The organism is Verrucosispora sp. CNZ293 (assembly GCF_002754655.1).
In genome coordinates this window covers 3,748,895-3,768,371 of record NZ_PEFR01000001.1, presented here as the reverse complement: position 1 = coordinate 3,768,371, position 19,477 = coordinate 3,748,895, and the positions used below count along the sequence as shown (strand labels likewise).

The following is a 19,477-nucleotide window of genomic DNA, read 5'->3' as shown; positions in this document are numbered from 1 at the left end:
AGAGGTCGTCGCGGCGTATCTCGTGGTCACATCGATGGTCACAGCTCAAGATCAAATAGTCGCCGTGTGCCTCAGGGGCCGGACCTGCCGTGGCCGGCACGGGTTGCCCGTGCCGGCCACGTCGGTGGTGGTTCGGCTCAGCTGGCGTACGCCTCCAGCTCCCAGAGCGAGTGACCCCAGGCGCTACCCCGGGCGGTGCCGTAGATCCGTAGGTAGCGGCCATTGGCACCGAGCGCGGTGTGCTCGTCCACCCCGCCGTCGGCCCCGGTCACCGTCTTCACGTCGGTCCAGGTGGTGCCGTCGTTCGAGGTCTGGATGCGGTACGCACTGCTGTACGCCGCTTCCCAGCTCAGTTTGACCCGGCCGATCGCGGTCGGGCTGCCGAGGTCGACCCGGATCCACTGCGGGTCGGAGAACGTCGACGACCAGCGGGTGGTGAGGCTGCCGTCCACCGCCTGGGCGCCGGACATGCCGGCTCCCTCGTTGCTTGACGTCAACGTCGGCTTGTTCAGCAGCAGGTTGGTGCCCGGCTGGGGCCCGCTGGTGCCGCCGTACACCTCGAACTCGAAAAGCGAGTAGCCCCAGCCGGTGCCCCGGGTGGTGCCGGTGAGCCGGACGTACCGGCCGGAGCCGGTCAGTCCGGTGAGGTCGTCCACGCCACCGTCGCCGCCGGTCACGGTGCGGATGGTGGTGAAGTTGACCCCGTCCGGCGAGGTCTGGATCTGGTACCCGCTGCCGTACGCCGCCTCCCAGGTCAGCTTGACCCGGTTGATGTCGTAGCTGGCACCGAGGTCCACGTCGATCCACTGCGGGTCGCTGAACGCGCTGGACCACCGCGTGCCGGGCAGGCCGTCGAACGCGTTTCCGGCGACGAAGGCGTCCTGCACGCTGGAGGCGCGGGCCGGCTTGCCCTGAGCCAGGTTGGCGCCCGGTTCCGGGCCGGGTCCGGGGCCGCCGCCCGGGCCGGTCGAGAGGGTGAACTCGTCGATGTCGAAGTACGGTCCGGTGCCCTTGAAGACCAGGTACAGGGTTCGGGTACCGGTCGGGGCGGTGATCCCGCCGGTGACCGTGGCGAACGTGGCGTACCCGCCGGTCGGCACCACAGTCGCCTGACCGACGAGCGGTCCGGTGGGCGAGTCGACCCGTAGTTCGAGGGTGCCGCCGCCGTCCGCCGGGGCACCGACCCGGGCGCTGAACGACTGGATACCCGTCAGGTTGTACGGGTGGAACGAGATCCAGTCGTTGTTGTCGATGTATCCGATCGCCGCGCCGCCGTGCGCGCTGCCCGGGGTGACGACCTGGATGCCTGACGAGTCGCCGAAGTGCTCGGCCTGGCGTACCCGTGGCTGGAGGACGGCCTGGGTGTGCGTGGTGAGCGGTGGCTGACCGGCGCCGCCGAGGTCGGTGTACTCGGCGTCGATGATGCCGAAGATGTTCGCCGCGGTGTCGTGCTCGCCGTCGACCGAGGTCTGGATGACCCCGGAGCAGCCCTGCACGCTGCTGAGCTGGTGGCCGTGGGAATCGTGGCCGAGAACGTAGTTGACTTTCACCCGGGCACAGTTGATCGGGCCGTCCTGCGCGTCGGTGACCGTGACAGAGAACGGTATGGCGTCCCCGAAGGAGAACGTGGACCCGTTCAACGGCGTGTTCACGGTGACCACCGGGGCGCTGTTCCCGACTGTGATGACGGTGCTCGCCGTACCGACCTTGCCGGTGGTGTCCCGGACGGTGAGGGTCGGGCTGAACGTGCCGTTCGCCGTGTAGGTGAACGTCGGGTTCGCCGCCGTCGAGTCGGTGGTGCCGTTGTTGTCGAAGTCCCAGGCATAGGTGAACGGGTCGCCGTCCGGGTCGAGCGTGCCGGCCGACGAGAACCGTACGGTCAGCGGCGCGACGCCGCTGGTCGGGGTGGCCGAGACGACCGCCCGTGGGGCTCTGCCCTCGCGGGCGTACTCGATCCGGTAGAGGGCCGAGTTGGCGTCGCCGTTGAACCAGCCGGTGCCGTAGTCGAGCACGTAGAGCGCGCCGTCCGGGCCGAACTCCATGTCCATGACCTGGGTGCCGGTCCACGGAAACGGGTTGATCTTCAACGGCTGGCCGGACGAGTCGAGCTTGATGTTCTTGATCCAGCGGCGGCCGAACTCACCGGCGAAGTACGTCCCGTCGTAGTACTCGGGGAACGCCACGGCTGAGGTGTTGTTCGGGTCGAACCGGTACACCGGGCCGCCCATCGGGGACAGGCCGCCACCGGTGAACTCCGGCGGGGAGCCGGAACCGCCGTACGGCAGCCAGGCCGGGACGGCCGGCGGCAGCTGGGTGAGACCTGTGTTGTTGGGCGAGTTGTTCACCGGGCCGTTGGCGCAGTCGAACTTCGGGCCGGACGGGCCGGACGGGAAGGTGTAGTCGTTGTACGCGTCGTTGCGGGCGGTGCAGTACGGCCAGCCGTAGAAGCCGGGCTTGTCGATCCGGGCGAACTCCACGTTGCCCGCCGGACCCCGGTTCGGGTCGGCGGTGCCCGCGTCCGGACCGTAGTCACCCAGGTAGACGATGCCGGTCTCCTTGTCCACGCTCATCCGGAACGGGTTCCGGAAGCCCATCGCGTAGATCTCCGGGCGGGTCCGCGCGGTGCCCGGCGCGAACATGTTCCCGGCCGGGATGGTGTACCCGCCGGCCGCGCTCGGCCTGATCCGCAGCACCTTGCCGCGCAGGTCGTTCGTGTTGCCCGAGGTGCGCTGGGCGTCGAAGGCGGGGTTGCGGCCGCTCCGCTCGTCGATCGGGGTGAACCCGCTCGACTCGAACGGGTTGGTGTCGTCGCCTGTGGACAGGTACAGGTTGCCGACCGCGTCGAAGTCCATGTCACCGCCGACATGGCAGCACATGCCCCGGCTGGTCGGCACGTCCAGGATCAGCGTCTCGCTGGCCAGGTTGATGGTGTTGTCCGCGTTGGCGGTGAACCGGGACAGCCGGTTCACGCCGTCCCACCGGGCGAAGTCCGCTGGCGTACCGGTGGCTGGTGCCCCGCCACCGGGGGTGTCGAGCGGTGGCGCGTAGAACACGTACACCCAGCGGTTGGTGGCGAAGTTCGGATCCACCTTGATGCCCTGCAGGCCCTCCTCGTCGCCGGTGTAGACCGGCAACGTGGCAGCGACCTTGGTGTTGCCGGCCGCGTCGGTGTGTCGGATGACGCCGTTGCGGGAGGTGTGGAACACGCCCCGGTCCGGCAGCACGGTGAGGCTCATCGGCTCGCCCGTCTCGGCCGCGCCCTTCGCCAGCTCGACCTGCTGGAAGTTGCTGGTCACGGTGCCGCCACAGTCGGCTTCGGCCGCGCCGGCCGCGCTCATGATGCCGCCGAGCAGGTGGCCACGGAAGTTCGGTTCGGCGTACGACTCGTCGGTGTGCCCGAGGCCGGTGTACCAGGCCCGGCCGCCGGAGTAGTTCTGGCACCAGGAGATGGGGTGGTCGTACCCGTTGCCACCGCCGGTGTAGGTGCTCTCGTCCAGGGTGGCGAGCACGTGCACACTGCCCCGGGGGTTGGTGCGGTAGTTGTACCACTCGTCCAGTCGGGTCCACCGTTGCGGCAGCGAGGCGGTGGACGGGTGCACCTGGTCGGCGACCTTGATGGTCGCGGTCTGGTTGGCGGGATGCGAGGCGAAGTACGCCCCGACCAGCCCGCCGTACCACTGCCACTCGTACTCGGTGTCGGCGGCGGCGTGTACGCCCACGTACCCGCCACCGCCCTGGATGTACCGCTCGAACGAGGCCTGCTGGGCGGCATTGAGCACGTCACCTGTGGTGGACAGCCAGATCACCGCGGCGAACCGGTCCAGGTTGGCGTCGGTGAACTGGGCCGCGTCCTCGGTGGTCTCGACGGTGAACCCGTTCGCCGCACCGAGCTGCTGGATGGCGGCAATGCCGGGGACGATGGATCCATGCCGGAATCCGGCGGTCTTGCTGAAGACCAGCACGGTGAAGGGTGCGGCGCTGGCCGCCTGTGGCACGGCGACGATGCCGCCGGCCACGAGGATCGCGCTCAGTACGGCGCCGAGCCACGATCTCAGAGATCTGCGCACGGTGGTCGTCCTTTCGAGGACGGCGTGCGCCGATCACGCCTGGCTGGGGTGGCGGTGGTGCCGAGCATGCTCGCGGCCCGCTCAACGCGCCGTCGCCGGTGCGAGCGTGAGGCATGCAAATACATCGTTGCGGTTGCCTCGCTGGCGCGTCAAGCATTCCCGGCAACTTCGTGAGAGCGTTATCTCGGCAGGTCAGGGAGTTTCAGTATCAACCGGCAGTCGCTGCGCGATCGAACGCGTGAACCGGTGAACGGCTGCGGCCCGCCGTGGCAGGGGTCCGCTCAGGAAAGCGTGAAGTCGATTCGGGTGACCTGGTCGGCGGTCACGGTCGCGGTCTGCGGGGCGCTTCTCCGATCGCCGGTGCGCACCGCGATCTCGTACCGGCCCGGCGGAAGTCGCCACTCGTAACGGCCGGTGTCCCCGGTGAGGACGCCGATCTCGGGGATCGCGGGCGCCGGCTCGTCCAGCGGGGTGACCTGCACGGACGCCTCACGTACCGGTTCGCCCGTCGGGGTGGTCACGGTGCCGGTCACGGTTCCGGTCGGGTTGGTGCGACCGGGCGGAGGCGGCGGTCCGTCGTCTGAGACGGGGGTGTCGCCGCCGAACGCCAGCAGGCTCGCCCCGATCAGCAACGGCGCGGCGATCAGGAGTGCGAGCACCCCGAGACGCGTCCTGCTCATGACTGCCCCCTCTTCAATGACGGACAGTAGCTGAGACGTGCTCCGGGTGACGTCGGTTCCGTGCGGGTGGGTGGCTCGCGCGCACCCACCCGCCCGGGCGGCTCGGTTCAGCTGTTACGCCAGGTGATCAGATTGTTGAAGACGCTCTCGGTGATGCGGGTGCCGTGGTTGTTTGTGGAGTGTGGTGATGAGCCGTGCAGGCCGTACGCGTGGATCGCCATCACGCACTGCCCGACGCACCAGGAACTGCCGGTGGCCCGGGTCTGGTAGACCGGGCTGCCGCTCTGGCAGCCGAAGGTGTCGTTCTGGTAGAACACCTGCCGGTCGTGGGTGACCGCGACGGTCTGCCCGGCGTGCCGCCACTGCTGGCCGAAGGTCTTGTCGCACGGGTAACCGCTGACGGTGGTCGCGGTGCCGGTGAGCGACGCGCCCTGCCACCACATGCCGAACCAGCCGGTGCTGTTGCCGGCGGCGCAGCTCAGCCGGATGGCGCCGTAGTCGTACGTCTCGTCGCCGCTCTGGGTCCAGCCGTTGACCGAGAGGAGTTGGGTGGCGGTGCAGGTGCCGTACGGTGTCGACGCACCGTTGCGGCCCGGGATGATCTGGAAGTCTCCGCGCGGGTAGAAGTTGTTGCCGCCACCGCCGTTCTGGCCGCCGCCCGGGTGCACGCAGTGCCCGGCGGTGGCGATGATGCTCGGCCCGTAGAGCCAACCGGTGCAGCCCCAGGTGCTGCCGTTCGTGGTGCGGACGATCTGCACGATGGCGCTGGACGGGAAGACGGTGGTCGGGTCGACCCGGACCCGGTTGTCGGTGCCGATGACGCTCTGGATGCCGATCGAGTCGCCGTCGGACGCGGCGGGACGACCACCGGCGTCGAAGCGGCTGCCCCCCGGTCCGGCCTTGCCGGTGCCGGCGGAGCCGGAGCTGCCGGAACCCCGTACCCCGTTGAGGCCCCGCTGCGTGGGCAGCGCGACGGCGGCGGGTACGGCACCGGTGTCGGCGACCGCGCCGTGCACCTCGGTGCGGGCGGCGGTGGTCGGCGCCTCGGTGGTCGGCGCGGCGGTGGCCGGTGCGGCGGCGAGCGCCGAGGCCAGGACGGTGGTGATCCCGATCGCGAGGATGATCCTCGGTCGGGTTCTGCTGGACGGTGTGGACCTCACGAGAGCCCTCCTCATCGAAGCTGGACGCTTCCGATGGGCAAGGTATATCGACCAAATTGATCCACACTCGTGTCTGTCTGTCCGTCGACAGCGCTACGTTCGGTTTCGGACAGATTGTGCGCCGTATCGGGTGGCGCGACCTCGGCTCAGGCGAGAGCGCCCTCAGCGTCGCCGTCAAGCGAGTCACCCCCCCACACCCCCACCCCCGCCCCCTGGCCCCCGCGATCTTGCACTTTCTGTCGGGGTGGATCCGCTGTTTCCCGGCATTTCGGCGACCGAAAGTGCAAGATCGCGCGCGGGGGCGAAGGGGGAGGGGTCAGCAGACGTGGGCTGGGGTGGGGATGGCGGTGGGGCCGTCGTGTTGCACCGTGGTCAGGTTGGCGAGGGTGGTGGTGGCGATGTTGTGCAGGCCGTCCTCGGTGAAGAACGCCTGGTGCCCGGTGATGAGCACGTTGGGGAAGGTGGTCAGACGGGCGAAGTCGTCATCACCGAGGACCCGTTCGGAGCGGTCCTCGAAGAACAGGTCGCTCTCCTCCTCGTACACGTCGAGGCCGAGGTAGCCGATCCGGCCGCTCTTGAGCCCGTCGATCACGGCCCGGGTGTCCACGAGCGCGCCCCGGCCGGTGTTGATCAACATGACGCCGTCCCGGAGCAGGGCGATCCGTTCGGCATCGATCAGATGCTGGGTGTCCGGGGTGAGCGGGCAGTGCAGGGTGACGATGTGCGACTCGGCGAGCAACCGTTCCAGCGGGACGTACTCGACCCCGGCGGCCTTGGCCGCGTCGTTCGGATACGGGTCGCTGGCCAGCACCCGGCAACCGAAACCCGCCATGATCTGGGCGACGCAGACACCGATCCGCCCGGTGCCGACAATGCCTACCGTACGGCCGTGCAGGTCGAAGCCGAGCAGACCGGCGAGGGCGAAGTTGTGTTCGCGTACCCGGTTGTAGGCCCGGTGGATCTTGCGATTCAGGGCGAGGATCAGGCCGGCGGTGTGCTCGGCAACCGCGTGCGGCGAGTACTCCGGCACCCGTACCACGGTCAGGCCCAGCTTGCGGGCCGCGGCCACGTCGACGTTGTTGAAACCGGCCGAACGCAGCGCGACCACCCGGACGCCCACCTCGGCGAGATGGTCGAGGACCTCGGCGCAGAGGTCGTCGTTGACGAAGGCGCAGACCGCCTCCGAACCCTCGGCGAGCCGGGCGGTCTGCGCGGTGAGCCTCGGCTCCAGGAAGGTCAGCTCGTGACCGGCTGCGGCGTTCGCCTCGGTCAGGAACGTCCGGTCGTACGGCTTGGTGCTGAACACTGCCACTCGCATGGTCCACCTCCACCACTCACGCTAAGGCCGGACACCGGTTCGGGGCAGGGTCCTGCGACCCGTCGATCCGTGTCGGGTGACCCGCGCGGATGTCGAACTGTTCGCCCCCACCGTCCGTACCAATGCGTGGGGAGGTCGCACAAGCCATGGCCGTACGTCGGATCGTCGTCATCGTGCTGGGCACCGCAGTCGTGCTGGCGGCCGGTGCGGTGCCCGCGACCGCGCACGGCGCGCCCACCTACCCGCTCAGCCGATCCGCCGCCTGCGCCCCGGACGGCGACCACGCCGACAAGCCGGCCTGCCGGGCGGCGGTCAAGGCGGGCGCGGCCCTGCGCGAGTGGGACAACATCCGGGTGTACGGGGTCAACGGCCGGGACCGGGAGCTGATCCCCGACGGCGAGTTGTGCAGCGGCGGGTTGTCGGCCTATCGCGGCCTGGATCTGGCGCGATCCGACTGGCCGACGACGCCGTTGACGGCAGGTGCCGAGTTCCTCTTCCGCTACCGCACCACGATCCCGCACCGAGGCAGCTTCCGGCTCTACCTGACCCGCCCCGGGTACGCCCCCACGAAGAAGCTGACCTGGGCGGATCTGGACGCGGCTCCGTTCCTGCGAGCCACCGACCCGCCGGTTCGCGACGGGGCGTACCAGTTGACCGGGCGGCTGCCGGACGACCGCACCGGCCGCCACCTGATCTACACGGTCTGGCAGAACTCCGACAGCGCGGACACCTACTACTCCTGCTCCGATGTGGACGTCCAGCAGGCCGGCGTCGCCGGGTCGGACCCGGCGGACGCGGTCACGAAGGGCACCGGCCCGGACGACACGACGAAGAACGGCCCGGAGCAGGGCGGCGGTGCGGACGGGTCGACGCGGGTCGCCGGCGCCACCGGGGGCGAGGCGGCGGAGAGCAACTTTCCGGTCGCGTCGGTGGCCCCGCTGGACTCCCGACGGTGGCTGATGATCGCCGGTGGCGCGCTTGTCACGTTGCTGATCCTGCTTGTCGGCATGCGGCTCCGCGGATCCCGCAGCGGCCCGTCACCCGGCAGGCCCTGCACGGTACGCAACCACCGGGCCAACCCCCGCGTCTGGTGACGGCGGTCGGCCGGACCGCCCGCCCGACGGTGAGCGCCGGACGGGCGTCCGCTCCGGTCAGGCGAGCTGGGCGTCGATGTCGGCCAGTTCCTCGGCGGTCAGGTCGAGGTTGTCCAGCGCGGCGATGTTCGCCTCCAACTGCGGCACGCTGCTGGCGCCGATGATGAGGCTCGTCATCCGGGGATCGCGCAGCGCCCAGGCGAGCGCGAGCTGGGCGAGCGACTGGCCGCGCCGCTGCGCGATGGCGGCCAGTCCACGGATGGTGGCCAGCCGCTGCTCGCTCACGTCGCTCTCGTCGAGGAAGACGCTGGTGCGGACCCGGGAGTCGGCCGGGATACCGTCGAGGTAACGGTCGGTCAGCAGACCCTGGGCCAGCGGGCTGTAGGCGATGCAGCCGGCGCCGACCCGCTCCAGCGTGTCGAGCAGCCCGTCGTCCTCGGTCCACCTGTTGAACATCGAGTACGCCGGCTGGTTGATCAGCAACGGGGTACCCAGGTCGCGCAGGATCGCCGCGGCCCGCTCGGTCTGCTCCGAGGTGTAGTTGGAGATGCCGACGTAGAGGGCCTTGCCGGAGCGGACGGCGGCATCGAGGGCGCCCATCGTCTCCTCCAGCGGGGTGTCCGGGTCGTACCTGTGGCTGTAGAAGACGTCGACGTAGTCCAGGCCGAGCCGGCGCAGCGACTGGTCGAGCGAGGCGATCAGGTTCTTGCGGGACCCCCACTCGCCGTACGGGCCGGGCCACATCAGGTAGCCGGCCTTGCTGGAGATGATCAGCTCGTCGCGGTACGGCTTGAGGTCCCCGGCGAGCATCCGCCCGAAGTTCTCCTCCGCCGAGCCGGGCGGTGGTCCGTAGTTGTTGGCCAGGTCGAAATGGGTGACACCGAGATCGAAGGCGCGCCGGACGATGTCCCGCTGACGCTCGACGGGGCGGTCCGGACCGAAGTTGTGCCACAGGCCGAGGGAGATCGCAGGAAGCCGAAGCCCGCTGGCTCCGCTGCGCCGATAGGTCATCTGGTCATAGCGCGTGTCAGCGGCGAGGTAGGTCACGATCATGACCATAACCCGAGGTCGGACGGGCGACACCCGGGTGCATGGGCGAGGCCGACGCCGGAGTCAGGTCGGGGGTAGCGACGCTGTCGAGCTGAGAGCGTGAACGCATCGCGACTTCCCGGCTGCGGGCCCGACCCCCGACCGGCTGACGGCCGCCCGGCCAGAGGCGGCCAAGTGTCGGTGGAGCCGGTTCAGCCCGGCTCGTACTCCATGCCGCGCGCCGTCGTGTGCCGCGCCGGGTAGCGTCAACCCATGCGCTACGTGCGGCTCGACACCCCGAAGCCCCTGTCCAGGATCGGCCTCGGTACGTGGCAGTTCGGTTCGCGGGAGTGGGGCTACGGTCCCGACTACGAACGGTTGGCGGCGGACATCGTCCGGCGTGCCGTCGAGCTGGGCGTGACCCTCTTCGACACCGCCGAGATCTACGGCTTCGGTCGTAGCGAACGGCTGCTCGGCGCGGCGCTGGCCGCCGACCGGGACAAGGTGGCCATCGCCACCAAGATCCTGCCGGTGCTGCCGGTCGCGTCGGTGGTCCAGCAGCGGGCGGTCGCCTCGGCGGCTCGGCTCGGTGTCACGAGCATCGACCTCTACCAGGTGCACCAGCCCAACCCGGTGGTCAGCGACCACCGGACCATGCGCGGGATGCGCGCGTTGCAGGACGTCGGCCTGGTCGCCGAGGTCGGGGTGAGCAACTACAGCCTGCGTCGCTGGCAGGTGGCCGAGGCGGCGCTGGGTCGGCGGGTGCTGAGCAACCAGGTCCGCTACAGCATGCTCGACCGCAAACCGGAGGAGGATCTTCTTCGGTACGCGGAGCAGGCGGGACGGCTGGTCATCGCCTACAGCCCGCTGGCGCAGGGGTTTCTCTCCGGGCGGTACGACGCCACCCATCCACCCGTCGGCGCGATCCGCCGGGCCAACCCGTACTTCCTGCCTGAGAACCTGGAACGCGGCAGCGCGCTTATCGAGACCCTGCGTCAGGTGGCTGCCGCGCACGACGCGACGCCGAGCCAGATCGCCCTGGCGTACGTACTGCGTCACCCGAACGTGGTGGCCATCCCCGGTGCGTCCAGCGTGGAGCAGGTGGAGCGCAACGCCGCCGCCGCCGAGATCGACCTGACCGAGGACGAGTACGCCGCGCTTGTCAACGTGGCCCGGGCGTTCCGTCCGGTCACCGGCCTGGCCGCGATACCGAAATTCGTCAGGTCCCGGACCCGCGGTTGACCGAGCGGACGATGTCCACCGCACCATTGGAAGCGTTGAACCGGGTGACCCACCCGAGTCGCCGCGTTGCGCGATGCCGTTACGATGGCCCGGTTCGTTGGCGGGTTCGGCGGTAGGGACGGGCTCTGGTCCGGCGGCTCCCGCACAAGTCATCGCTCATTCGGGCGCGAGTTTCCTTCGCGGGTGGACGGATCACTATGGATACGACCGAAGACGGCTCCCTGGGAGTCCTGGTGGACCTCAGCGACGTGAGCCTCGCCGATCTGCCGGAGCTGGACGGGTCTCCGTTCGCCTGCTCACTCCGGCGCATCCTGGATGAGATCGACCGCCCGCAGGACGCGGTCGCCGGGTGGAACTCGGCGATGTGACAGTGCCGGGCGAGGGGCGTGGTCAGGCGGTGGTGGACCCTCCGGCAGCGGTGCGGCCGGTGCCCTTCTCCGAGTTCATTCTCAAGGTCCACAGCAGGTGCAACCTGGCCTGCGACTACTGCTACATGTACGAGTTGGCGGATCGCCGCGCCCGCACCGACCCGCCGCTGATGTCCACCGACATCTTCGACCTCACCTGCCGCCGGGTGGCGGAGCACGTCCACACGCACGAGCTGAGCGCCGCCCGCATCGTCCTGCACGGTGGTGAACCGTTGCTGGCCGGGGCCGCGACGCTGGCGCGGATGGCCGAGCGGCTGCGGGCGGCCGTGCATCCTGCCGTCGCCCGGGTCAGCGTGCAGACGAACGGCACCCTGCTCGACGATCGGGCCCTGTCCGTGCTGGCCGACGCGGGCGTGCTGATCGGGGTGAGCCTGGACGGTGACCGGACCGCCAACGACAGGCACCGCCGGTACGCGTCCGGCCGCGGCAGCTTCGACGACGTCGACCGGGCGCTGCGGCTGCTGGCCGGCCGTCCCGGCGCGTACGCCGGCATCCTCTGCGTGGTCGACCTCGACGCCGACCCCCGGCGGACCTACGAGGCCCTGCTGGCGTACCGCCCGCCGATCGTGGACTTCCTGCTGCCGCACGCCAACTGGGACGCTCCGCCGCTCCGGTCGCGGCCGGCCGCGAGAGCGGACGCGTACGGCAGATGGCTCTGCGACGCCTTCGACGCCTGGTACGACGTGCCGGTGCGGCTCACCCGGGTCCGGCTCTTCGAGGAACTGATAAACCTGTTGCTCGGCGGGAGGAGCCGCACCGAGTCGGTGGGGTTGAGCCCGGTCGCCGCCGTCGTGGTCAACACCGACGGCGGGTACGAACAGGTCGACACGTTACGGTCCACGTATCCCGGCGCTGTCGACACCGACCTCACGGTCTTCGACAACTCCCTGGACGACGTGCTGCGTCATCCCGCCGTGGCGGTACGCCAGGCGGGCCTGTCGGCGCTGGCCGCCGACTGCCGGGCCTGTCCCGTCCACCTGGTCTGCGGCGGCGGCAACTACCCGCACCGGTACCGGGCCGGCAGCTTCCGCAATCCCTCCGTGTACTGCCGGGATCTGCGCCTGCTCATCGAGCACGTCTCGGGCCGGCTGCGGGCGGATCTGACCGGCCTGCGGAGCCGGGACCGGTGAGCGGCTACCACCGGCTGCGGCCGGCGGATCTCGACGCGCTGGCCGCCGGTCCGGGCAGCGCCGACCTGGTGCGTACGCTCCGCGCCGGGCAGGTGAGCAAACGGATGCTGCAGCTGCGCGCGCTGCTCGACCTGGCCGACCCGGGGCAGACCGCGGGGTCCTTCGCGCTGCTCACCGCCGCGGCGCGACGGAATCCGGCGGTCGGCCCGGAACTGCTCGCGCTGCCGCACACCGGCGCGTGGCTGGCGGTCACCCTGCGCCGGTTGCGTCAGCGGCCGGACCGTCGCACCATGCCGGCGATGTCCGGCCGCACCACGGCGGGGCTGGATCTGCCGCCCGACGCGGACCGCCCGGCCGAGGCCGACCTGGGATATCTCGGGGCGCTGGCCGCGACGGCGGCGATCCGGGCCGGCCTGGATTTCGAACTGACCCTCGCGGCACCCGACGGCGCGGTCTTCCTGCCGTCCCTGGGGCGGGCCCGCTGCGGCGGCGGCCCGGTGACCGTGTCCCGGTCCGGTCACCGGGTACGGGTGGGGTCGGTGGAGGTGCCGGTGCCCGATGGCGACGAGCCGCCTCGCGCGGGTGCCGACGGTGCTGACTGGTCCGGTCTGCACCGGCTGGCCAGCAGCGCCGACGGCCTCGGCATCGAACTCTGGCTCGACGACCTCGACCCGTACCGGGACTGCCACCGGCTCTGCGCGACCGGGCGGCTGGACACGACAGTTGTCGGGCGCTGGCAGCGGATGCTCGACGAGGCCTGGCCGATCCTGGTCCGGCACCACCGGGGCCACGCGGAGGCCATCTCGGCAGGGTTGCGGACAGTCGTGCCGTTGCAGTCCGACTCGGCCAGCGCCGGGGTGAACGTCACGAGCATGGACGCGTTCGGCGCGGTCTCGATGACCCCGCCCGCCGACGGTACGGCGCTGGCCCTCGGCCTGCTGCACGAGTTCCAGCACGCGAAGCTCGGTGCCGCCATCGACATCGAGCCGCTGCACGACGCCGAGGACCGGCGGTACTACTACGCGCCCTGGCGCGACGATCCGCGCCCGCTCGGTGCCGCCCTGCACGGGGTCTACGCCTTCGTCGCGGTGACCGAGTTCTGGCGTACCCGGCGGACGGTGCTGTCGCCCGACCGGACCCGGCTGGCCGAGGTGGAGTTCGCACGTTGGCGGGACCGGGTCGGCCGGACCTGCGCCGACATCCGGGCGTACGGGCGGCTGACGGCGGCCGGTCACCGCTTCGTGGCCAGGCTGGGTGAGGTCATCGACGGCTGGCAGGACGAGGTGGTGCCGGCCGAGGCCACCGCGCTGGCCCGGGAGGCGGCCGACGACCACTGGACGGTGTGGCGGCTACGCAACCGGCGGCCGGAGGCACGGCTGGTGCGGCAGCTCGCCGAGGCGTGGCGGGCGGGATCCGCCTGTCCCGCGATCACCGTGCCGGTCGCGGTGCGCCCGGCCGACGGCAGGTGGCTGAGCCGCAGTCCCCGACTGGACCTGGTCCGGCTGCGGCTGGCCGACCCGGCGCGCTTCGAGCGGCTGCGTAGCGGGGCCGAACGCCTCGCCGACGCGCTCGCGGAGGCATCGGAAGGCGACCTGGCGCTGGCCGCCGGTGATCACCTCGCGGCGCGAGCCTGGTACCAGCGACAACTGTTGCAGCAGCCGGACCAGGTGGCGGCGTGGGTCGGCATGACACTTGCCGACGGTCGGCTGCCGACCGCCGAGGCGGCGATGCGCGCCGACCCGGAGCTGTGCCGGGCCGTGCTGTGCGCGGTCGCGGAGTCCACCGCGACACCGGACCCGCTTGAGCTGTCCCGCTGGCTCGCCCCGGTGACGTGTGTGGCCGTTGCGGACGGCCCGTCACCAGCCGGGTCAGCACCGGGCGAACCGTCACCGGGCGAAGCTGCCCCGGGCGTGGCGTCGGACACGGTTCGGCAGGGCGGGCCGGTCAGGTCGGTGGCGGCTCAAGATCGCAGTTGAGCCGGTTCGCCTCGACCAGGGCGATGGTGTTCGGGTGTTCCTCGCCGAGCACCCGACGGAACAGCGGCATGACCTGTTCCCGTAGCGACCGGGCGCCGCCGTGGTCCCCGGTGACGCTCAGACTTGTGGCGAGGTTGTTCGCCACCGCCAGAGTGTCCGGGTGCCCCGGCCCGAGGATCCGCCGGCTGCGCTCGTACGCCTCCCGGTCGCTGGCCAGGGCCTCGGCGAACTGCCGGCGCCCGAACCGGCAGTTCGCCAGGTTGATGTTGGCCGCCAGGGTGTACGGATGATCCGCCCCGATCCGCTCGCTGAGCCGGGCGACCACCTCCTCCGAGACGTCGAAGGCGGCCTCCGCGTCGCCCGCCTTACGCAGGAAGATCGCCAGATTGTTGGCGTACGCGAGGGTGAACAGGTGGTCCTCGCCCATGTTGTCGCGGTACCAGCGGTGCACCGGCCGGGCCCGGCGCAGCGCACCCACGTCATCGCCGATCGCCGACTCGTCGCAGGCCAGGTTCATCGCGCTGGCCTGCACGTCCGGGTGGTCCGGGCCGTGCCGCCGGCGGGAGCGCACCAGCACGTCGGCGCTCAACGTGTGCGCCCGCTCCAACTCGCCGAGCTTGCGTAGCGTCACCGCGTAGTTCTTCAGCGCCCGCAGCGTCTCCGGGTCCTCCTCGCCGAGCACCAGTCGATTCGCCTCCACCGCGGCCTCCAGGACCCGACGGGACTCGACGAGGTCACCGGTGTCGCGCAGGTCGCGGCCGTACTGGCCGGCCGAGAAGAGGGTGAACGGGTGCATCGGGCCGAGCGTCTCCCGGCGGCGGGCCAGGGTGCGTTCGTTCCGGCTCAACGCACCGCGCAGGTCGCCGACCAGTCGCAGTGAGATGGCCAGGTTGTGCGCCGCGATGAGCGCGCGGGGGTGGTCCTCCCCGAACACCTCCCGGGCCAGTTCCTCGGTACGGGTGTCCAACTCGCGGGCCCGCTCGAAGAAGCCGAGCGCCCGCAGGTCGGCGGCGAGGCTGCCGGCCGCGATCACCGTGTATTCGTGGTCCTCGCCTAGGCTGCGGCTGAGCCGGTCGTAGACGTCCCGGTCGATGTCGTAGGCGTCCTGGTACCGGGCTTCCAGGCGCAGCGCGTTGGCCAGCTGGAACCGCATCATCAACGTCTGCGGATCGTCCGGTCCGTACCGCCGCTGCCACAGCGCGATCGCCTGTTCGGCAAGCTCGGCGCAGGTGGCGAAGTCCACCCGGATCCACATGTAGCGGGCCACGTCGAGCAGCAGTTGCCGGACCTCCGGCTGGTCCGAGGTGAGGGTCCGCGACGGCAGCAGGTGTGGCCACAGCTCCGCGTAGATCGGCCAGTTGTCGGGCCTGTCGGGATCCTTCGGGTTGGCGGCGGCGAGGATGGCGTGCACGTGCTTGCGGTTCTCGTCCTTCTCCTGCTCGGAGAGGGACTCCCGGATCAGCTCCTGCACCAGCGGGTGCATCCGCAGGCTGGTCTGACCGGCCTCGTCGGCGCGCTCCTGACCGCGCCCCCGGCCGCCGCCCCGCACGCTGTCGATGCGGGCCAGCGCGTAGCGGCCGATGTCGCGCAGCGTCCTGCCCATCAGCAGCGGATCGCGCAGCGACCCGTCGTAGGAGAGCAGCACGTTTATGAAGCGGTCCCCGTTGACAAGGGACATCGGGATCGGTTCGCTGGCGAAGAAGGCGCAGACCTCCAGCAGTTTGGCCGCCGCCGGGTTGCGCTCCCGCAGGCTGTCCAGTGAGACCAGCCACGGCTGGGCACCTGTCTGCTGGTAGTCGGCCGGCAGTTCCTCGGCGAGCATGTCCGGCAGGTAGCGCCGTACCCGGGTGAGGTACTGCGCGGGTGTCTCGCCGGTGGTGGCCAGCCACGCGCCTGCCTGCTCGATGGCCAGCGGCAGGTCGCCGAGCCGGTCGGCGATCAGGTCGGCGTCGCCGTCGGCCAGATGCCGGGCCCGTCGCCGCAGCAGGGCGACGCTCTCCTCCCGGTCGAACGCACCAACCTCCAACATCCGGGCGGGCCGCGCCCAGGCGTGGTTGCGGGTGGTGACCAGGATGTGCCCGGGCCCCTGCGGAAGCAGGTCGAGCAGTTCCGACGGCTCGTCGGCGTTGTCGAGGACGAGCAGCCACCGTCGGAACGGCACGCCACGGCGCAGCACGTCGAGGACCCAGCTGACCCGTTCGCTGACGCTGCCGCTCAGCGGGGCATCGAGTTCGGCGGCCAGCCGGTCGGCGAGCGCGCCCAGGGCGAGCCGCAGGACGCTCGGCTGTTGCGCCGAGATCCACCAGACGATGTCGTACTCGGCGCGGAACCGGTACGCGTACTCCAGGGCGATCTGGCTCTTGCCGACGCCGCCGAGACCGTGCAGCGCCAACGGCACGTGTCCGGCCTCCGTACTGGACAGCCAGTCGCGCATCTCCTCAAGCAGCGGACCACGGCCGACGAACTGGACGTTGCGGGGTAGCGGAACCCGCCAGACCGGTGGCTCGTTGCCCGGGAACCGGCGGCGTCGCTGGGCGTCCTCCGGGTCGGTGGCGGGCCGGGCGGGGTGGTCCAGCGCCTCCATGAGCCGGGCCGTCGCCTCCTGCTCGTCGATCCCCACCAGGTCGACAGGTATGCGTTCCAGGAACAACCCGGGAGCGCGGGAATTGTCCAGCCGGACCGGCACCAGGTAGCTGGTGCCGGTGGTGGGATCGTGCGCGGTGGCCTGACTCCACAGCTCGGCCGCGTTCGGCGACTGCATGTACTCCTGGGACAGCAGCACGACGAGCCGGGCGGCGTCGTCGAGGCCGACGGTGGCCCGATCACCGCCGGACGGGTTGGCGGGGAAGTCGACCTCCCGCATGACCGCCCGCAGGCCGGCGGCGCGAAGCTCGTCGCAGATCCACTCCGCCCAGGCCCGGTCCAGCGCCGCGTAGCTGACGAAGACGTCCGGGGCGGCACCGACGAGCCGCTGCCGCTCGAACTTCGCCAGCCAGGTCCGGCGGAGCCGGTCGTCCAACGGGGGCAGGTCCTCGACCGCACCGTCGGTGATCGCGCGGGTCAACCGTTCGTACGCGGCGAGCAGGGTCCCCTCGTGGTGGGCCCGGTCCCCGAACGTGGCCAGGATCTCCTCGTAGGCGTAGTAGGGCTGGTAGGGAATCTCCACCTCGCCCCAGTACCTGTCACTTTCCTCGGGCGAGAGCCGGGGCAGCAACGGGGTGAACCGTCGACGTGCCTGATCCCGGCCCGCCTCCAGCTTGAGCTGCTCGGCGTTGTCGACCCGCATCGGCACCGGCAGGATCCGTACCGGCCGGTCGCCGCGTTGCCTGACGATCGACCTGGCGACCGCGGCGGCACCGTCGATGCTCTGCTCGTTGAGGGTGAAGGAGGTGACGACCGCGTCGGGCAGCCGCACCGTGCAGATGCCGGCTCCATCGCTGACTCCGGTCCGGCTGTCGATGAGCACGTAGTCGTAGTTCGCCCGCATACTGGCCGCCAGCGCGTCCAGGAAGCCGTTGCCGCCGAGCTTCTCGAAGAACGACTGCCAGTCGAAGGTGCTCACCGCCTTCGTGTACGACGGGTCCTGTCGCCCGGCGGGGAGCAGATCCAGAAATCCGGGCCGGACCGGGCGGGCACCGCCTGTGACGTCGCGGTGCGGGGTCGGGAAACGCCACTCCAGCGACACCGCGTGCCGCAGCACGTCGGCCGCCGTGCCGATCCAGTCCGGGTCCTCCGTCTCGTCCATCGGGCGGACCGCGGCGTCGGCGTAGTCCCGGGCCATGTCGATCACCCCGCGCGAGGTGCGCAGGTCCTTGTCCAGCAGGAACGGGTGGAAGTAGCGGTGCAGACCTGGGGATTCCAGGTCCCAGTCCACGGCGAGCACCCGGTGACCGTTCGCGGCGAGAATCCAGGCCACGTTCGCCAGCGCCATGGTGCGTCCGGTGCCGCCCTTGTACGAGTAGAAGGTGATGATCCGGCCTTCTCCGCTGGCGGCCACCGCGACCGGGTCGCTGCTCGTCACGCTGGTCCTCCCGTTCCTGGCTGGTCGTCGTCGCGCGCCCACGGGCCGTCCAGTCGGGGCGGCGAGGGGTCCGTCGACGGGTCGGGCGGCCGGTGCACCGAACCTCGGCTGAACACCCGGTTCCGGGCGACCTCAAGCACCTCCGGCAGCTCGTCCTCGAAGGCCCGGTGGGTGATGATGTTCGACCGGTAGAGCTCGTCGTCCGAGGTGAACTCGTTGAAGATCTCCCGGCAGGCCCGGGAGAGGGTCTGCCAGTGCTCGCGGGTCTCCGGGTCGTCGCGACTGCTGGGGATGAGGACCGCGGTGGCGGCACTCCTGTTGCCAAGCGCCGCCGAGGCGTGCTCGACCAGGGCCTGCCGTCGTTGCGGCAGGCGGGTCATCCAGGCGTCGACGATCAGCACCAGGATCTGGTTGTAGCGGGCGGCTAACTCGGCACTGTGCGGCAGTCTGTCCATCTCCACCACCGTGGACTGGTAGCTGTGGTCGGCGGCGATCTCGCGGGCGTAGTCGATGAGCGGCTCCGGCATCGGCGGCCGGTACGGTGCCCACTGCAACGCGTCGTCGCCGTACACCGTGACGTGCTGGCGTATCCCACGCATCTCGTCCCGGTTGGACGCGGCCACGACGAAGTGCACGAGCATCGGGTTCGTGGCGTCCCCGGGGGCGGTGCCGCGGTCGACGCCGTTCGTGGCCTGCTCCGGGTGGAAGGCGCTGTCCACGGCCTGGAGGTCGACCGGGCGGTGCTGTTCCGGTAGGGGGTTGGCCTCCACGCTTGCCACGATCTGGCTGGCCAGCTCGAACAGGAAGGTGCGGTAGTCGTCGCTGTGCCGTTGCAGTCGCATCAGCTGCCGCACGCCGAGGCGCTGGTAGAGGTCACCGAGGCTGTCGGAGGTGTACTGCAAGGGGTGGGCCACCGAGTGGATCCGCCCGGGCTGCGCGGGAATCCACATCAGTGGCTTGAGCAGTGAGGTGTCCACCCGCCGCTGGCTTTCGAACCGGGCGGTGCGCTCGGCGAAGAGCTGCCACTCCTGTCCGCACACCCGACTCTGGAAATATCTGGGTGTCATCAGCGCGAGAAAGGACCGGCAGCTACCGAGCGCCTCGACGAGCCGTTGCGGCCACCGTTCACCGAGCAGGATCGTCCGGTCGACGAACCCGACCCGTTCGTCCCGGGACAGACCGGCGATCAGCCGCACCTCCGCACTGAGATCCTCGTAGAACTTCTGGACGAGTGCGTCCTCGTCGCCTCTGGCGTAGCTGAGGAAGAAGTACAGCACCGCACCTCCGCGCCTGGGACTCTGGCCATGGGGTGGCTGGGTCGTGGCTGTCGCC

Annotated in this window: 12 protein-coding genes; 5 read left to right on the top strand and 7 right to left on the bottom strand. The window is 70.6% G+C overall.

Annotated features, from left to right (window positions below; all coding sequences use genetic code 11):
* Nucleotides 1–137 precede the first annotated feature (137 nt).
* The 4 genes from CLT74_RS17065 to CLT74_RS17050 form a co-directional block, all read right to left on the bottom strand.
* Nucleotides 138–4,067, bottom strand: coding sequence for a ThuA domain-containing protein (locus CLT74_RS17065; RefSeq protein ID WP_099847429.1), 3,930 nt, complete (start codon nucleotides 4,065–4,067; stop codon nucleotides 138–140).
* 281 nt (nucleotides 4,068–4,348) lie between these two features.
* A complete protein-coding gene (locus tag CLT74_RS17060) occupies nucleotides 4,349–4,747 on the bottom strand; it encodes a carboxypeptidase-like regulatory domain-containing protein (RefSeq protein WP_099847428.1) in 399 nt (132 codons plus the stop codon).
* A gap of 107 nt (nucleotides 4,748–4,854) precedes the next feature.
* The gene (locus CLT74_RS17055; protein ID WP_099847427.1) at nucleotides 4,855–5,907 is read right to left on the bottom strand and encodes a trypsin-like serine protease; all 1,053 of its coding nucleotides are present in this window, start codon (nucleotides 5,905–5,907) and stop codon (nucleotides 4,855–4,857) included.
* Between the two features lie 316 nt (nucleotides 5,908–6,223).
* On the bottom strand, nucleotides 6,224–7,225 hold the full coding sequence (locus CLT74_RS17050; protein WP_099847426.1) for a 2-hydroxyacid dehydrogenase: 1,002 nt from the start codon (nucleotides 7,223–7,225) through the stop codon (nucleotides 6,224–6,226).
* A gap of 122 nt (nucleotides 7,226–7,347) precedes the next feature.
* Between CLT74_RS17050 and CLT74_RS17045 the strand changes: the two genes are divergently transcribed.
* On the top strand, nucleotides 7,348–8,319 hold the full coding sequence (locus CLT74_RS17045) for a lytic polysaccharide monooxygenase auxiliary activity family 9 protein (RefSeq protein ID WP_486582366.1): 972 nt from the start codon (nucleotides 7,348–7,350) through the stop codon (nucleotides 8,317–8,319).
* A 57-nt stretch (nucleotides 8,320–8,376) separates the two neighbouring features.
* Here the strand turns inward: CLT74_RS17045 and mgrA are convergent, their stop codons facing one another.
* Nucleotides 8,377–9,372, bottom strand: coding sequence for an L-glyceraldehyde 3-phosphate reductase (gene mgrA, locus CLT74_RS17040; protein WP_099852198.1), 996 nt, complete (start codon nucleotides 9,370–9,372; stop codon nucleotides 8,377–8,379).
* A 249-nt stretch (nucleotides 9,373–9,621) separates the two neighbouring features.
* On the opposite strand from mgrA, the gene CLT74_RS17035 reads away from it, so the two are divergent.
* From CLT74_RS17035 to CLT74_RS17020, 4 genes are all read left to right on the top strand, one after another.
* Nucleotides 9,622–10,590 (top strand): aldo/keto reductase, encoded by a 969-nt coding sequence (locus tag CLT74_RS17035; RefSeq protein WP_099847424.1) that lies wholly within the window; start codon nucleotides 9,622–9,624, stop codon nucleotides 10,588–10,590.
* Nucleotides 10,591–10,787: 197 nt separating this feature from the next.
* A complete protein-coding gene (gene fxsA, locus CLT74_RS17030) occupies nucleotides 10,788–10,958 on the top strand; it encodes an FxSxx-COOH cyclophane-containing RiPP peptide (protein ID WP_099847423.1) in 171 nt (56 codons plus the stop codon).
* Nucleotides 10,940–12,148, top strand: coding sequence for an FxsB family cyclophane-forming radical SAM/SPASM peptide maturase (locus CLT74_RS17025; protein ID WP_486582365.1), 1,209 nt, complete (start codon nucleotides 10,940–10,942; stop codon nucleotides 12,146–12,148). The genes fxsA and CLT74_RS17025 overlap by 19 nt, the downstream gene beginning before the upstream one ends.
* Nucleotides 12,145–14,124 (top strand): aKG-HExxH-type peptide beta-hydroxylase, encoded by a 1,980-nt coding sequence (locus CLT74_RS17020; RefSeq protein WP_158240275.1) that lies wholly within the window; start codon nucleotides 12,145–12,147, stop codon nucleotides 14,122–14,124. Before CLT74_RS17025 ends, CLT74_RS17020 begins: the two co-directional genes overlap by 4 nt.
* On the opposite strand, the gene fxsT is transcribed toward CLT74_RS17020, so the two are convergent.
* Together fxsT and CLT74_RS17010 are read right to left on the bottom strand one after the other, a co-directional pair.
* Nucleotides 14,093–18,145, bottom strand: a complete 4,053-nt coding sequence (fxsT, locus tag CLT74_RS17015; RefSeq protein ID WP_099847421.1) for an FxSxx-COOH system tetratricopeptide repeat protein — start codon at nucleotides 18,143–18,145, stop codon at nucleotides 14,093–14,095. The genes CLT74_RS17020 and fxsT overlap by 32 nt on opposite strands.
* Nucleotides 18,142–19,422 (bottom strand): TIR-like protein FxsC, encoded by a 1,281-nt coding sequence (locus CLT74_RS17010; protein ID WP_158240274.1) that lies wholly within the window; start codon nucleotides 19,420–19,422, stop codon nucleotides 18,142–18,144. Before CLT74_RS17010 ends, fxsT begins: the two co-directional genes overlap by 4 nt.
* Nucleotides 19,423–19,477 lie beyond the last annotated feature (55 nt).

What these genes read in the sequence shown, in the direction of transcription:
- CLT74_RS17060 (WP_099847428.1), bottom strand. Translation starts at nt 4,747, where the DNA reads ATGAGCAGGACGCGTCTCGGGGTGCTCGCACTCCTGATCGCCGCGCCG.
- CLT74_RS17050 (WP_099847426.1), bottom strand. Translation starts at nt 7,225, where the DNA reads ATGCGAGTGGCAGTGTTCAGCACCAAGCCGTACGACCGGACGTTCCTG.
- CLT74_RS17045 (WP_486582366.1), top strand. Translation starts at nt 7,348, where the DNA reads ATGCGTGGGGAGGTCGCACAAGCCATGGCCGTACGTCGGATCGTCGTC.
- mgrA (WP_099852198.1), bottom strand. Translation starts at nt 9,372, where the DNA reads ATGATCGTGACCTACCTCGCCGCTGACACGCGCTATGACCAGATGACC.
- CLT74_RS17035 (WP_099847424.1), top strand. Translation starts at nt 9,622, where the DNA reads ATGCGCTACGTGCGGCTCGACACCCCGAAGCCCCTGTCCAGGATCGGC.
- fxsA (WP_099847423.1), top strand. Translation starts at nt 10,788, where the DNA reads ATGGATACGACCGAAGACGGCTCCCTGGGAGTCCTGGTGGACCTCAGC.